16 protein-coding genes are annotated in these 14,369 nt (G+C 33.6%); 3 read left to right on the top strand and 13 right to left on the bottom strand.

From position 1 onward, the window contains the following. Positions 1-13: 13 nt before the first annotated feature. The 5 genes from fmt to folK all read right to left on the bottom strand — a co-directional run bounded on the left by fmt (position 14) and on the right by folK (position 6,141). Complete coding sequence (gene fmt / locus ABD940_RS15320) at positions 14-961, bottom strand: methionyl-tRNA formyltransferase (RefSeq protein ID WP_345205754.1); 948 nt, start codon at positions 959-961, stop codon at positions 14-16. 148 nt (positions 962-1,109) lie between these two features. Further along, complete coding sequence (locus ABD940_RS15315; protein ID WP_345205752.1) at positions 1,110-3,011, bottom strand: RecQ family ATP-dependent DNA helicase; 1,902 nt, start codon at positions 3,009-3,011, stop codon at positions 1,110-1,112. Positions 3,012-3,090: 79 nt separating this feature from the next. Continuing rightward, positions 3,091-4,551: an OmpA family protein gene (locus tag ABD940_RS15310; RefSeq protein WP_345205751.1), complete on the bottom strand. Its 1,461-nt coding sequence runs from the start codon at positions 4,549-4,551 to the stop codon at positions 3,091-3,093. 35 nt (positions 4,552-4,586) lie between these two features. Continuing rightward, positions 4,587-5,702: an OmpA family protein gene (locus ABD940_RS15305; RefSeq protein ID WP_345205750.1), complete on the bottom strand. Its 1,116-nt coding sequence runs from the start codon at positions 5,700-5,702 to the stop codon at positions 4,587-4,589. Between the two features lie 22 nt (positions 5,703-5,724). Continuing rightward, entirely contained in the window at positions 5,725-6,141 is a 417-nt protein-coding gene (gene folK, locus ABD940_RS15300; RefSeq protein WP_345205748.1) for a 2-amino-4-hydroxy-6-hydroxymethyldihydropteridine diphosphokinase, read from the bottom strand. A gap of 20 nt (positions 6,142-6,161) precedes the next feature. Here folK and sppA point away from each other — a divergent pair, with 20 nt between their 5' ends. After that, a complete protein-coding gene (sppA, locus tag ABD940_RS15295; protein WP_345205745.1) occupies positions 6,162-7,919 on the top strand; it encodes a signal peptide peptidase SppA in 1,758 nt (585 codons plus the stop codon). 78 nt (positions 7,920-7,997) lie between these two features. Here the strand turns inward: sppA and ABD940_RS15290 are convergent, their stop codons facing one another. From ABD940_RS15290 to lnt, 6 genes are all read right to left on the bottom strand, one after another. Further along, positions 7,998-8,258 (bottom strand): GlsB/YeaQ/YmgE family stress response membrane protein, encoded by a 261-nt coding sequence (locus ABD940_RS15290; RefSeq protein ID WP_345205742.1) that lies wholly within the window; start codon positions 8,256-8,258, stop codon positions 7,998-8,000. 75 nt (positions 8,259-8,333) lie between these two features. Further along, positions 8,334-9,287: a signal recognition particle-docking protein FtsY gene (ftsY, locus tag ABD940_RS15285; protein WP_345205740.1), complete on the bottom strand. Its 954-nt coding sequence runs from the start codon at positions 9,285-9,287 to the stop codon at positions 8,334-8,336. Between the two features lie 167 nt (positions 9,288-9,454). After that, on the bottom strand, positions 9,455-9,607 hold the full coding sequence (locus ABD940_RS15280) for a DUF4295 domain-containing protein (protein WP_065399141.1): 153 nt from the start codon (positions 9,605-9,607) through the stop codon (positions 9,455-9,457). Between the two features lie 19 nt (positions 9,608-9,626). Next, positions 9,627-9,809, bottom strand: coding sequence for a 50S ribosomal protein L33 (rpmG, locus tag ABD940_RS15275; RefSeq protein ID WP_027373683.1), 183 nt, complete (start codon positions 9,807-9,809; stop codon positions 9,627-9,629). 3 nt (positions 9,810-9,812) lie between these two features. Then, entirely contained in the window at positions 9,813-10,055 is a 243-nt protein-coding gene (gene rpmB / locus ABD940_RS15270; RefSeq protein WP_002976757.1) for a 50S ribosomal protein L28, read from the bottom strand. Positions 10,056-10,249: 194 nt separating this feature from the next. Beyond that, positions 10,250-11,884: an apolipoprotein N-acyltransferase gene (gene lnt, locus ABD940_RS15265; protein WP_345205733.1), complete on the bottom strand. Its 1,635-nt coding sequence runs from the start codon at positions 11,882-11,884 to the stop codon at positions 10,250-10,252. A 55-nt stretch (positions 11,885-11,939) separates the two neighbouring features. On the opposite strand from lnt, the gene ABD940_RS15260 reads away from it, so the two are divergent. After that, positions 11,940-12,362 (top strand): VanZ family protein, encoded by a 423-nt coding sequence (locus ABD940_RS15260; RefSeq protein ID WP_345205731.1) that lies wholly within the window; start codon positions 11,940-11,942, stop codon positions 12,360-12,362. On the opposite strand, the gene ABD940_RS15255 is transcribed toward ABD940_RS15260, so the two are convergent. Then, positions 12,351-12,692: a winged helix-turn-helix transcriptional regulator gene (locus tag ABD940_RS15255; protein WP_345205727.1), complete on the bottom strand. Its 342-nt coding sequence runs from the start codon at positions 12,690-12,692 to the stop codon at positions 12,351-12,353. The two genes, ABD940_RS15260 and ABD940_RS15255, sit on opposite strands and share 12 nt — an antisense overlap. A 95-nt stretch (positions 12,693-12,787) precedes the next feature. Here ABD940_RS15255 and ABD940_RS15250 point away from each other — a divergent pair, with 95 nt between their 5' ends. Next, positions 12,788-13,369: a hypothetical protein gene (locus ABD940_RS15250; RefSeq protein WP_345205724.1), complete on the top strand. Its 582-nt coding sequence runs from the start codon at positions 12,788-12,790 to the stop codon at positions 13,367-13,369. Between the two features lie 187 nt (positions 13,370-13,556). Here the strand turns inward: ABD940_RS15250 and proC are convergent, their stop codons facing one another. Then, positions 13,557-14,360, bottom strand: coding sequence for a pyrroline-5-carboxylate reductase (gene proC / locus ABD940_RS15245; protein ID WP_345205720.1), 804 nt, complete (start codon positions 14,358-14,360; stop codon positions 13,557-13,559). Positions 14,361-14,369: the final 9 nt, after the last annotated feature.

Here is a 14,369-nt window from a genome sequence, read left to right as displayed (position 1 = left end):
ATGGCTTGAGAAATCAAGCCATTTTTATTTCGTCGAAATTTCTGAAACCATTCAGAAAATCTTTGATATTCATTCTTTTCTTTCCTTCCAATTGCAATTCTAAAGGAAAATAAACACCGTCTCGAGTATAAATTTTAAATTCATTTTTTGAAATTTCTAAACTTCCTACAGTTTTTCCGTGATTTGAAATTTCAAATTTCCCTCCGAATATTTTTAATCCTTTTTCTTCTTCTCCAATTTTCAACGTTGTAAATGCAGCCGGATAAGGTGACATTCCTAAAATAAACTGGTGAACTTCTTTTGAATTTTTCGTCCAGTCTATCCTTGTATCTTCTTTGAAGATTTTAAAAGCATTTTTTGGATGCTCAACTTCTGGTTGAGGTTTTTCGATAATTGAATTTTCTGCTAATCCATCCAACGTTTTTACAACCAGTTTTGAACCCATTTCCATTAATCTGTCATGAAGACTTCCTGCATTTTCATCTTCCAACACCGGAATTTCTTCTTGCAATAAAATATTTCCTTCATCAATTTTTTCATTGATAAAAAAAGTAGTTGCACCTGATTTTGCTTCTCCATTAATCACAGCATAATTAATTGGAGCTGCACCTCTGTAATCGGGAAGTAAGGAAGCATGAAGATTGAAAGTTCCAAGTTTAGGCATTTCAAACAAAACTTTAGGCATCATTCTGAAAGCGACAACTACGAAAACATCAGCATCCAATTTTCTTAATTCATCCAAAAACTCAGGATTTCTCAATTTTTCAGGTTGAAAAACAGGAATATTATTTTCTACAGCAAAAACTTTTACAGGAGACTGATTTATTTTTTGTCCGCGTCCGCTCGCTTTATCCGCAACCGTTACAACGCCTACAACTTCATGATGAGATTGGTGAATGGCTTCCAACGAAGTCTTTGCAAACTCGGGAGTTCCTAAAAATACAACTTTCAATAATTTCATGGTGCAAAGATAAACTTTGTTTATGGATGTTTAAAATTTGAAGATTTAAATTAAATGAGTTTCATGTCATTCAGAACGGAACAAAGTGGAGTGAAGAATCTATCATAATTAATAGATTTCTCCTTCGTCGAAATGACAAGAAAAGACTTTATGTTAAAGAATACGTTCTAAAATTCAGCATTTTTACTTTTCCCGAATCTAACAAAAAAATCAAATTTTCAAGAATGTTTTCTTTTGAATGATAACTTAACTGAATAGATAATTCTTCGATCGTAGCAGGGTTTTTTGCCAATAAACTGATGATTTGCTTACCAATATTTTTGCCAAAAATGGACTGTTTATTTTTTTCACAAACCGAACATTGTCCACAGTTTTTAGAATTTTTTTCTCCAAAATATGCAAGAATCAATTTCATTTTACAATATTGATTGTCTTCAATATAAAACTTCATTTCTTCCCATTTCTGGATTTTGTTTTTTTGAATGTGTTCAAATAGCTTCCAATACAAAGAATTAGTAATTCTTTCGTCCCTTGGTTTTAAAAATTTAATACTGGATAGAGCGCCATCGATATATTCTAAATAACCTTTTTGCTGAAGTTCTTTCAATCTTTCTTTGATCAAAGCAATACCCACTCCAATTTTATTGCTGACCTGTTGTTCGCTGAAAACTACTTTATGAGTCGTAATTCCAGAAATCGTACGAAGCATTAATTCAATAAAATAAGCGTCTTTTTGAGGAAGTTGGTCGATTTCATCAGCCTGCATTAAAAGCTGTAGAGATGAAAGCGTCTTATTATCATTAAAGTAAATAATTTCCTGATTGTGGAGGAAATTCAGAACATTTTTAATCTTCGCGTTTGATAGTTTCGTGAAATTTTGAATTCCATTAATATTTAACTGAAAAACTTTTTCAGGAAGTTCAAATTCAGCCACCTGAAAAATAGAGTAGAGGTAAGTGATAATTTTTAAAAATTCAGCTTTATTTGGAATCTGATTTTTTAATATTTGATCAAAATTTAAAATTTCCTGTTTATCCCAAAGCAAAAATGCAAAACTTTCATTACCGTCTCTTCCGGATCTTCCGATTTCCTGATAATAATTTTCAATCGACGGAGCGGGAGAGTAGTGAATGACAAAACGAACATTATCTTTGTCAATTCCCATTCCGAAAGCATTTGTCGAGATCAAAACGTTACTGTTACTGTTATTCCAAGTAGTTTGTTTAGTGTTTTTTTCTTTTGTTGTTAAGCCAGCATGGAAAAAATCAACATTTTTTAAATTATTTCTACGTAAAAATTCGTTGAGAAGTTCTGCTTCTTTTCTTGTTCTGACATATATAATTCCCGATTCATTTGTGAATTTTAAAATATCAAGAATCCGTTGAAATTTATCAGAAACTTCTTCCGTGAAAATCCGTATATTTTCTCTTTTGAAACTTTTTTGAAAAACTTGGGGATTTTTTAATTCCAGTTTTAATTTTATCTCTTCTAAAACTTTTGGAGTTGCCGTTGCCGTCAAAGCCAAACAAGGGATTTTAGGATTATTATGTCTGAATGCTTTTATATTTTGGTAACTTGGTCGAAAATCCTGCCCCCATTCAGAAATACAGTGCGCTTCATCTACAGCAATAAATGATAATTCGATTTCCTCAATATTTTGAAGGAATTGTTTGTTGGTTAATCTTTCCGGAGAAACGTAAAGCATTTTTGTTAAACCTTCTTTACAACGGTTATAAATAGTTTCAGCATCATATTCATCTAGTTCTGAAGATAGATATTCGGCTTCAATTCCTCTGGATTTTAATTGGTTCACCTGATCTTTCATCAAAGCTAAAAGTGGCGAAATAATAAGGCATGTTCCTTCTTTTAACAAAGCCGGAAGTTGATAACAAAGTGATTTTCCGGCTCCCGTAGGCAAGAGAACAAGTGTATCTTTTTCGTTAATAACCGAATCAATAATAGCTTCCTGTGAATCACGGAAATTATCATAGCCCCAAAAATGTTTTAAGGTTTTAAATTTTAGCTCTTGAAAATCTTGCTGAGAAATCATGTGATAAAAATAAGGAAAGTAATATAATAAAAAAAGCCACGCAATGCATGGCTTTAATATAATTTAGTAAATAAATTTATTATTTAGCTTCGAAGTAAACTCTTCTGTTTGCTCTGTTTTTCCATTCAGGACATTTAGTAGCAGGATCACATTCTGGATATTTAAGGTCTTTTTCACCTCTACCTACTGAGTTTAGTTTACCAGATTGAACACCGTTTTTAATTAAATAATTTTTAACATTATTTGCTCTTCTTTCAGATAATTTTTGGTTGTAAGCGTCAGAAGCTCTTGTATCTGTTGCTCCAACTACAGTATAAGATCCTGTTGAAGAGTTAATATAATTAACAGCGTTGTTCAATATCGGTGTATTAGAAGGTAAAATTCTGTCTGAATTTAAGTCAAATTCAATACCATCTAATTTTGTTTCTTTTTCTTCAACTGGTCCAGCAATAGGAGCTGTTGTTGTAGGACAACCTTGGTTTTCTACAGGTCCAGGAACAGTTACACACTTATCGTAAAGGTCAATTACGCCATCAAGATCTGTATCAAGAGCAACACCAGCACCATCAACTCTTGCACCTGCAGGAGTATCAAGCTGTCTGTCCCAATCGTCGCAAACACCGTCATTATCAAGATCCCCTTTCTTACAAACTTCAATATCTTGGTTTTTGTTTGCCAATACATCTAATTTGTAATAGATTTCCTGAAGTGGATCATGCCACATTAAGTGAGATTCGTGTTTTCCTAATTTCAAAGAAACCCCCAAAGTTGCATTGAAGAAGTTATCAGAAACCTGCTCTTCACGTTGGTTGATTGCACTGTATTTGTCACCTCCACCATCAAATTCATCATCACCTGTAACGGCATACATTAATCTACCTTCGATATCGATTCTTCTGTTAACTTTGAATTTAACACCGGCACCAGCTTGAGCAAACATAGAACCAAGTTGGAATGGCTTTATTTCAGTTACCATTCTCTGTCCCGTTTCGTCTTTCTGGAAAGCTCTGTAAGCTAAAGTTCCGATACCTGCATATCCGTGTAATGCCCATCTGTAAGGAGAATGATTATCAACTCTTCTGAATAAATTTGAGAAATTGATATCTCCTAATAATGTGATTGCATCGTATTGAGTTCTTGCTGCTACATGCTGAGTTGCTGAAGCATTTGCAGGAGCTGCATTTTTAGTATTAAACCATCCCTGTCTCGTTTCCCCTCTATCATATTGTAAATTAATACCAAAAGCATGTGTAATAGCTTTATCGATACTGATATATGCAGAATAACCAAAAAGGTTCTTACCGTTACCGTTTTTTATAGATGTTAAGTCTGCAGATTGAATCAATGGTACACCAGCACCAATTGAAATCGCCCAATCATTGAATCTTTTCGATTTATTTGTAAATGGGGAAACATTCGCAGAGCCCGAAGAGAATGTATTTGGATATTCTCCATTTGAAACTACTGCAGTTGAGTCTTGTGCAAAGGCAACTGTAGGAACAGTTAACGCTAATGCAACAATTGCTAAACTTAATTTCATAGTGTATTTTTTATTTAGTTAATTAAATGATTTAGTTATTTAGTTGTGGTTGGACAACCATTGTTTTCTACTGGTCCAGGAACCGTTACACACTTATCGTATAAGTCGATAACACCATCCAGGTCCATATCTAAAGCAACACCTGCACCATCTACTCTTGCTCCGGCAGGAGTATCAAGTTGTCTGTCCCAATCATCGCAAACTCCGTCGTTGTCAAGATCTCCTTTTTCACAAACTACAAGATCTGTGCTTTGGTTTTCCAAAACATACGTTCTGTAATATGCTTCCTGTAAAGGGTCATGCCAAGCCAGGTGAGATGTATGCTTTCCTAATTTGAAAGAAACACCTAAGTTAACAGTCCATGCGTTATCAGACCTTCTTTTATCAATCATGTTGTACTTAGAAACTTTCGAAGTTACATCATAATCGGCAGGACCGGCATTTCCACCTCCGTCAAATTCATCATCACCACTGATGATATACATTGTTCTGGCTTCAATGTCGATAAGTTTTGAAACGTTATATTTCAAACCTACACCAAACTGATAATAGACTGAATTGATATCCAGTTTCTGATTAATAAATAAAGGGATTCTAGCGGGAGTAGTGCTCCATCTGAACTCATTATTATCGTGTAACGATGTATTGAAGTTCATTAAACCAATACCTGCATAACCATGCATAGCCCATCTAAAAGTAGAATGATTGTCAACTCTTCTGAAAATATTTGAAAAATTAACATCACCCATCAAGGCAACTTGGTTATACTTTGTTTTCGCTTCTGCAACTCCGGCAGCTATTCCTGCAGCTCCTTCAAGCTGAGCTTTCTGTGTTGTTTCACCTCTCTGATAGATAAGGCTGATTCCTACAACGTGAGTAAGTTGTTTGTCTAAACTTACATAGGTGTTGTATCCCCAATTGATCTTTTTATCCGTGATCGATTTTAGATCCGAGTGAGCCATAAAAGCTACACCCCCACCGACTGATACGGACCAATCGTTGAATCTTTTAGCCTTGTTGTTGAAAGGTTGAACATTGGCAGAACCTGAAGAGAACGTATTCGGATACTTATCATTCGAAGTAACAGCTATACTATCCTGTGCATAAGTAGCAATAGGCAATGTGGCCAATAATAATAAACCTAATTTCATACAATATGTTTTATGTTTTATTTCAGATAAAATCTTTTAATAATATCCTGGAAAACTCTCTTTCAAAAAGATGCTTTTTATGAGGGATTTCCAATCTTTCTGATACAAATTTTAATTCATTATATTTAACGATATCTATATCTATTATTCTGTCTGCATACCCTCCCGAGACTTTAGAATCGTTAATTCTTCCCATGTCCATTTCAATACTTTTAACAAAATCAAGCAGTTGAATTGGCGAAAGATGTGTAAATATTATCGTTGCAATATTACAAAAAATATTGGAACTGGCAAATTCTACGGGGTCAGATGTCAAAAATTCACTTAATTGTAATATTTCATTTCCGCCTTGTCTTATTTTTTCCAGAGCTGTTTCTAAATTTTTTTTTTGATCTCCAAGATTACTTCCGAGTAACAAAACCACTTTATGTTGCGACATATTGTAAAAATGATTGATTTATGAAAAGTTTTTTTAAAAACGTATTGGCAAATATAGTGGCTATTGTCATTTTATGCGCTGTGTTTTTCTTCTTTTTCATCATAATGCTTGTATTTAGTACGATGGGAAGTGAAAAATCTGTAGTGGTGAAAAAGAATTCCGTTCTTACAATTAATTTAAAAACAAATATAATAGACAGCCCGACCGAAGAGCAGAAGGGATTGTTTGGAATCAGTGACCAAAATAAAAGTGTTCTGATTTATGATGCGATTGAAGCAATTAATAAAGCTAAAACTGATGATAATATTAAAGGAATCAGTATTGAAGCCGATCAGTTGACTGCAGGAATTACGCAGATCGATGATCTTAGAAATGCAATCGAAGATTTTAAAAAGAGCGGAAAATTTGTATACGCTTACGGAAATGCGGTTTCGCAATCTTCTTATTACCTAGGTTCTGTCGCGGATCAATATTATTTGAATCCTGCGGGAATGATAGAGCTTAAAGGTCTTGCAACTGAAGTGGCTTTTTACAAAGATTTTGCTGATAAATACGGAATTGGAATCGAAGTTATTCGTCATGGAAAATTCAAATCTGCGGTTGAGCCTTTCTTAAGAAATGATATTTCTCCTGAAAATAAAGAACAATTGAGTACACTTTTGAATGATATCTGGAAAAATACTTCTTCAAGAATGGCAGTTTCCAGAAAAATCGATACGGCTCAATTCAGAACAGTTGTTGACAGTTTATATGGGATGATTCCTGAGTTAGGATTGAAATATAAATTAGCGGATAAATTAATTCAGAAAACAGAATATGATCAATTGATCAAATCAAAATTAAACTTAAAAGAGGATGATAAATTAAATAAAATCTCTTTAGGAAAATATATTGCATCTTATTCTAATGACGAAAAATCCGGTGATAAAGTTGCTGTTTTATATGCTTCAGGTTCTATCAACGGAGGTGATGAATACAACGATATTCACTCGGAAAAATATATCAAATATATCAAAGACCTTCAGGAAAACGATAAAGTAAAAGCCGTTGTGTTCAGAATTAATTCTCCGGGGGGAAGTGCGAATGCTTCTGATGAGATTTTGTTTGAGCTTCAACAGTTAAAAAAGAAAAAACCGCTTATCGTTTCATTCGGTGATTATGCAGCTTCTGGAGGATATTATATTGCAATGGCGGCTGATAAAATTTACTCGGAGCCGAATACACTTACGGGATCTATAGGGGTTTTCGGAGTGATTCCTTACTTTAAAGATATTGCCAATAAAAACGGAATTCGTTCAGATATTGTTGCTACAAATGCAAATTCTCAATATTATTCTTCTTTAAATGGAGTTACGCCTTACGGAGTAAGTTTAATTACAAGAAGTGTTGAGGGAACTTATAAAAGATTCGTACATTTTGTGACTCAAAACAGAAAAAAGACTTTCGAACAGATCGACAGCATTGGCGGTGGAAGAGTATGGAGCGGAACAAGAGCTAAACAAATCGGTCTTGTAGACGAATTGGGAACTTTAAATGATGCCGTAAAATTCGCAGCTCAAAAAGCTGGCTTGAAATCTTATGCAATTTCGTCTTATCCGAAAAGTATGACGCCTTTTGAACAGATATTTAAAAATCTTAATGAAGATGATATTTCTGCAAGAGTGGTTAAAAATAAAATTGGGAAAGCTAATTATGAATTATTGCAACAGATCGTAGAAGAAAGAAAACTACAGTCTGAAGTGAAAATGGAAATGCCTTACCAGATCAAAATCGACTAAACTAAATTATATTGTACAAAGAAACGGCAGATTTGAAATTTCAAATCCGCCGTTTTATTTTTTTTGTTTAGCTTAAGTTTAGCTTTTCTTTGTAAGCATTCCGTAGACCCACAGAACAATTAAAGCTCCTCCAATAGCTAATATCCAGCTTCTAAAGTTCCAGAAAGAATCTACATCTCCCCAATGAAGCAGATAAACACCTATTGAACCTCCTATAAAGGCTCCGATGATTCCTAAAATCATTGTAATAAGCATTCCTCCACCTTGTTTTCCAGGCATGATTGCTTTAGCAATTGCACCTGCTAATAGTCCGAAAATAATCCATGTTATAAATCCCATAATTGCATTTTTTAATGTTAATGTTTATATTTATGTTTAGTTCATTATTAATGTAGGGAAAACATGATTTTAACATCATCTTTTCTTGAAAAATGAATCTACAAACTCCGTACCATTAAATAACTGCAGATCCTGCATTTTTTCTCCAACACCAATATATTTCACAGGAATTTGGAATTGGTCTGAAATACCGATGACAACACCACCTTTTGCTGTTCCGTCTAATTTTGTTACAGCTAAAGCATTTACTTCTGTTGCTGCCGTAAACTGTTTCGCCTGTTCAAAAGCATTCTGTCCTGTAGAACCATCAAGAACCAACAAAATCTCGTGAGGTGCATCAGGAATCACCTTTTGCATTACTCTTTTGATTTTTGAAAGTTCATTCATCAAATTAATTTTATTGTGAAGTCTTCCTGCAGTATCAATAATAACGACGTCTGCATTTTGAGCAACAGCACTCTGTACCGTGTCAAAAGCAACAGAAGCCGGATCAGAGCCCATTTCCTGCTTTACGATCGGAACGCCGACTCTTTCACTCCAGATTACTAATTGATCAACTGCAGCGGCTCTAAACGTGTCTGCAGCTCCCAAAACAACTTTCTTTCCTTCAGATTTGAATTGATGTGCTAATTTTCCGATGGTTGTGGTTTTTCCAACGCCATTTACTCCGACAACCATTATGACATAAGGTTTTTTCGAAGCATCAATATTTCCTGTTCCCGCGTGAGGATTTTCAAGCAAAAGTCCTGAAATTTCTTCGCGGAGGATTTTATCAAGTTCATTTACGCCTACAAATTTATCTCTTGCAACACGTTCTTCAATTTTTTCTATGATTTTGATGGTTGTGGATGCGCCAACATCGGAAGCAATAAGAATTTCTTCCAGATCATCCAGAACTTCATCATCTACTTTGCTTTTGCCGACTACGGCTTTAGTCATTTTTTCGAAAAAACCCTGACTGGATTTTTCCAATCCTTTATCTAAAGTTTCTTTCTCTTCTTTTTTAAAAATATTTTTAAACCAACTCATTCTTATGAATTACGGAATTTTAAATTACAAATTATCAGCTATACATTTAGCGGGTGAATTCTTTATTCATCGATTCAATTAACAGCTCGTAATTAACTCAAAAGCAAAGATAACAAAAAAACTACCCAAAATATGAGTAGTTTTTTATATTGTAAATAAAGTAGGGATTATTTTTTCAAAAATCCGTCTACTTCGTCTGCATTCATTACTTTTTCTTCGAAAACGTAAGCTCCTGATTTAGAAGACTTCACCATTTTCACAACTTTAGTCATTTTTTTAGACTGTCCGCTTTGTAGGGTTGCTACTACTTTCTTTGCCATGGTAAATTATATTTATAAATTACTTGATTTCTTTGTGAAGGGTAGATCTTTTAAGAACAGGATTGTATTTTTTCAATTCCAATCTTTCTGTAGTGTTCTTTTTATTTTTAGTAGAAATGTATCTAGACATTCCTGGCATACCGCTTTCTTTGTGCTCTGTGCATTCAAGAATTACTTGAACTCTATTTCCTTTTTTTGCCATGATTTAGTTCTTTTTAATCAATCCGTTTCTAGTAGCTCTTTCAATAGCTTCCTCGATTCCAATCTTGTTAATCACTCTCAATCCATGAGCTGATACTTTCAGTGTTACGTGCTTATCTTGCTCTGGAAGGTAAAATTTCTTCTCCAATAAGTTAATTTCAAAACGACGCTTCGTTTTGTTATTAGCGTGAGAAACGTTGTTACCAACCATTGCACGCTTTCCTGTTATTTGGCAAATTCTTGACATATCTCGATGTTCTTTATTTGTATAATATTTGAGGTTGCAAAATAACGAAGAATTTTTGAGATAGACAAATCTTTTAGAAAATTATTTGTAAATAAATTACTCGTTTATAATCTTGATTTTGAGTTTAAAAATTCAAAAATGGTCAGATAGGAGAGGTTTAAAAGCCTTTTGTAGGAAAAAAAATATAAAATAAATTACTCCTTTTTCATTCTATTCTGAAATTTTTTAATCAAGAAATAGAACAACAAAAATCCCAATGCAAAAATTGAAAATCTAGAAAGTAAATCTCCGGCTCTCGAATAAAAAGTCATTTTATCATAAAGATTCACTTTTGCAAATAAAGCTGTTTTATCTCCGTAAAAAGTATCTTCAATAATTTCACCTTTTGCATTGATATGCGCGGAAATTCCACTGTTTGCAGCACGTGCAATTTCCCTTCTGGTTTCAATAGCTCTCAATTTTGCATAAGATAAAAGCTGTTTGTGTCCTTGTGTAACGCCCCACCAAGAATCATTGGTCATAATCGCAAGGAAATTTGCTCCTTTCTTCACATAATCACTCGTAAATTCTCCATAAATGCTTTCATAACAGATGATTGGCGCAATTTTTCCTTTATTGAAAGGATTCGAAAAAGCGACTCTTTCTTTGTCGGTTCCCAAAGAAGCAACAGTTCCTCCCAAATTGATCATTGCATCGCCTAAAAGGGGCTTTAAATAACTCATGTAAGGGAAAATTTCAACACCGGGAACCAGTTTTCCTTTGTGGTAAACTTCTACTTTCTGGTTCGGAACAACTTGAATTGCTGAGTTAAAACGTTCAACCCAAAGTCCCTGATTCAGTTGATAAGCTTCTTTTGGTAAATCTTGATTAGTAGTGTAAAACTTATGCGAAGAAATTCCTGTCGAGAAAACCGAACCGGGATGTTTTGATAAAAATCCTTTAATATTATTTAAAACCAAACTCTTTTCAAAAGCGGTTTCAGAAATGGATCCGTTTCCCGGAAGTGCAGTTTCAGGAGCAATGTAGTAATCTATTTTTTCTTTTGAATTTCTTTCAGCAAGATTTAAAAGATCGTTTTCTATTGTTAGACTATCCTGGGAATATTTTTCGCCGTAAGGATCAAGATCAGGCTGAAGCATTAAAACATTTACATTTCCGATTGGTTTCTCATCAAAATTATTAAATTTAATAACGGAAATAATCATCGGAATAATAATTAAAGCTGCAACGATAGAAGAGTTTTTAATTAAATCTTTTCTTTTTCTTCCGGCTTCCCAAGTTCTTACTGTGTAGAAAATCAGGATATTAATTAATAAAATCCAAAAACTTCCGCCTGTTGCGCCCAAAGTATCATACCATTGAACCAATTTCGGATAATCCGCAAATACGTTTCCAAGATTCAGCCAAGGCCAGGTTAATTCCCAACCTAGATGAAATTTCTCGAAACTCATCCAGATCGCAATGAAAAATCCTAATCCCCAATACGTTCCCTGTGCGTTTTTATACCAATGGTAGCATTGAAAAACAAGGGAGTATAAAAAAGCGTTTACCAAAACCGGAAATAAAACTGCCATCATAGAATGGCTTCCATCCGGATTTTTAGAACCATACAGCCAGCCTGTCGTTACAGCATTCCAAATCACAAAACATAAGTAAGAAAGTCCGAAAACTACCCAGCTTTTTCTGTTATAATTGGAGAATTTTGAAACACCATGTTCCATCATCAAAAGCGGAACAAGTGCAAAAAATATAAAAAACGGAACTCCGTATGTAGGCCACGAAATGGACAAAAGCATCGCCGAAATGAGCGTAAGTAAAACGTATTTCATTAAATTAATTTAACACACAAATTTAATGTTTTTGAAATGAATAAATTTGCAATCGATGTTAAAGAAATTTTATAAAATTATTATCGTTCCTTATACTTTGTTTTTGCTCTATCTCATGTTTTTCGGGATGGGCAGAACTCAGATGGAAGATAATTTATTAACAATGGAACCTGTATTTTCTACGATTAATTTCATCAAAGGATGTATTTCCTGGAAAGATATTGTGATCATCGTTGTCGGAAATGTTGTAATGTTTATTCCTTTTGGGTTTTTGGGATGGGTTTTTTCTAAACTTAAAGAGTTAAAAAGTTTACTTTTCACCTTTATTTCAGCAATTACAATTGTTGAAGCGCTTCAGTATTTTACAAGAATGGGAATTTTTGAAGTGGATGATATTATTCTGAATACTTTTGGAGTTTTTTTAGGGTTTTTAATCAAAAAGTTTGTGGAAAATAAATTTCCAAATTTAGTTATTTAATTCCATGTCTTTCAGTCCCCAATCCTGAATGACATTAATGACAGACATAAAAGATTCGCCATATTCTGTAAGATTGTATTCAACGCGTGGCGGGATTTCGGCAAAAATTTTTCTTTCAATAATAAGATCTTCCTCCAGTTCTCTTAATTGATTGATCAACATTTGTTTACTGATCATCGGGATTGCCTTTTGAAGCAAACTGAAACGGTTTACATTTTTGCTGATGCCATATAAGATCACCGTTTTCCATTTTCCTCCTACCTTATTGTAAAAATGTGTAACGGGACAATTGTGAGGATTGAAATCTTTATTTTTTCTTTTATTTTCCATTGGTCTAAAAAAATGTACTAAGTTTAAATTTTTAGCTTAATATCAATTATCAGACAAAAATATTAATTTTGAAATAATTAAAAATAATTTAAAAGATGGATAACAAAGGATTATTCTTAGAAGAAATAAAAAAAGATGCATTGGGTAATTGGAAAAGCATCGCAGTAGAAGTTCGTCCAAGTGCATTCAAAAATGAAGATGGGACTTTAAAACCATTTTATTTAACAAGATCATTCAGTTTTTTGCCGGAAGATAAATTTGAACTGGAAATCATTAATTATGCAGATGCTTTCGGGAAAATTCCTTTAGTGAAAATGCTTATAAAAGGTAAAATGGAATTTCAGGGCGATCATCCAATTGCAGAAGGCGCCCAAAAAGTAGATTTTACTGCAGATGAAAGTTATGAAGTAACTCCTTTGATTCAAAATTTTGCAGATGTATTGAATAATTTGGCAAAAGATGGTTTCGATCAATGGGAAATTGGAAAATCACAAAATATTCTAAAGAAAAAGTTTCTTCCTTTTGGTTTGAATGAAGGGGATGTTTTCAAAGAATTCGATTTGATTTATCTTTACAAAGACATGATGTTTTGGGGAGCAAGAAATGTAGATGGAAGAGGTTTTGATACGGAAGAAAATCGTCCGACAAACTTACAGATTCCAATGATCAGGAAATAATTTTTTAATTACAAAGAGATTATAAATTATCATTATCCATAAAATTTTTCGTTCCGTAGTAATCTAAATATTGTTTTAGAATTGCAAAATATGTGCTTAGATTACTACGGAATGAAAAATTGGACGTTAAAGTGCAATGGATTTTTTTACATACAACTTACTTAATAAAATTTTAAAAGTTCAAAATTTATCCATTCAGTTCTTTTGCGCGTTTTTCTGCATTAAGGATTCCCTCTTTTAAAGTTTCTTTTAAATTATTTTCATTAAAACTTTTCAGTGCGGCTTCTGTTGTTCCGCCTTTTGAAGCGACATCCTTAATTAATTCTTCCAGATTTTTATCAGAATTATTAATTAAATGATAAGCTCCCAACATCGTCTGTTTTACGAAAAGTTTTGATAGATTTTCTTCGATTCCCATCTCAACACCGGCTTTTATCATCGCGTCTACAATATAATAGAAATACGCAGGTCCGCTTCCGGAAAGAGCTGTAACACCATCCAAAAGCTCTTCATTTTCCAGATAAACTGATCTTCCGGTTGAGTTCAGTAATCTTTCAATATTGATCAGCTGACTGAAAGAAATTCCTTCCGCAGAAGTATAACCAGTAATTCCCATTCCGAGAAGGGTGGGGGAATTCGGCATCGCTCTTGCAACTAAAGGATGATTCAATAATTTTTGAATTTTTTCGATTTTAATTCCAGCCATGATCGACAAAACCATCTGATTTTCTTTTAACTGAAACTTGAAATTTTCAGCAACGTGCAGGAAATCCTGTGGTTTTACGGCGATAATAATCAAATCAGCGTCCAATTCCTGAACTTCATCAAAAGTTGAGATCTTCGATTTGGGAAATTCTTCTGATATCTTTGGAAATTTAGCCTGATTTCTTGTGATTAAATGTAGATTTTCAGGTTTTAAAAGTTCATATTTCAAAAATGATTTTGAAAAAGCTAAGCCCATATTTCCGGCTCCGAGAATGGCAATTTTCATGTTTTGTGT

The organism is Chryseobacterium ginsengisoli, from assembly GCF_039542325.1.
Taxonomy (GTDB): Bacteria; Bacteroidota; Bacteroidia; order Flavobacteriales; family Weeksellaceae; genus Chryseobacterium; species Chryseobacterium ginsengisoli.
The sequence above is the reverse complement of the archived record's forward strand: the minus strand, read 5'-3'. Positions and strand labels throughout refer to the sequence as shown.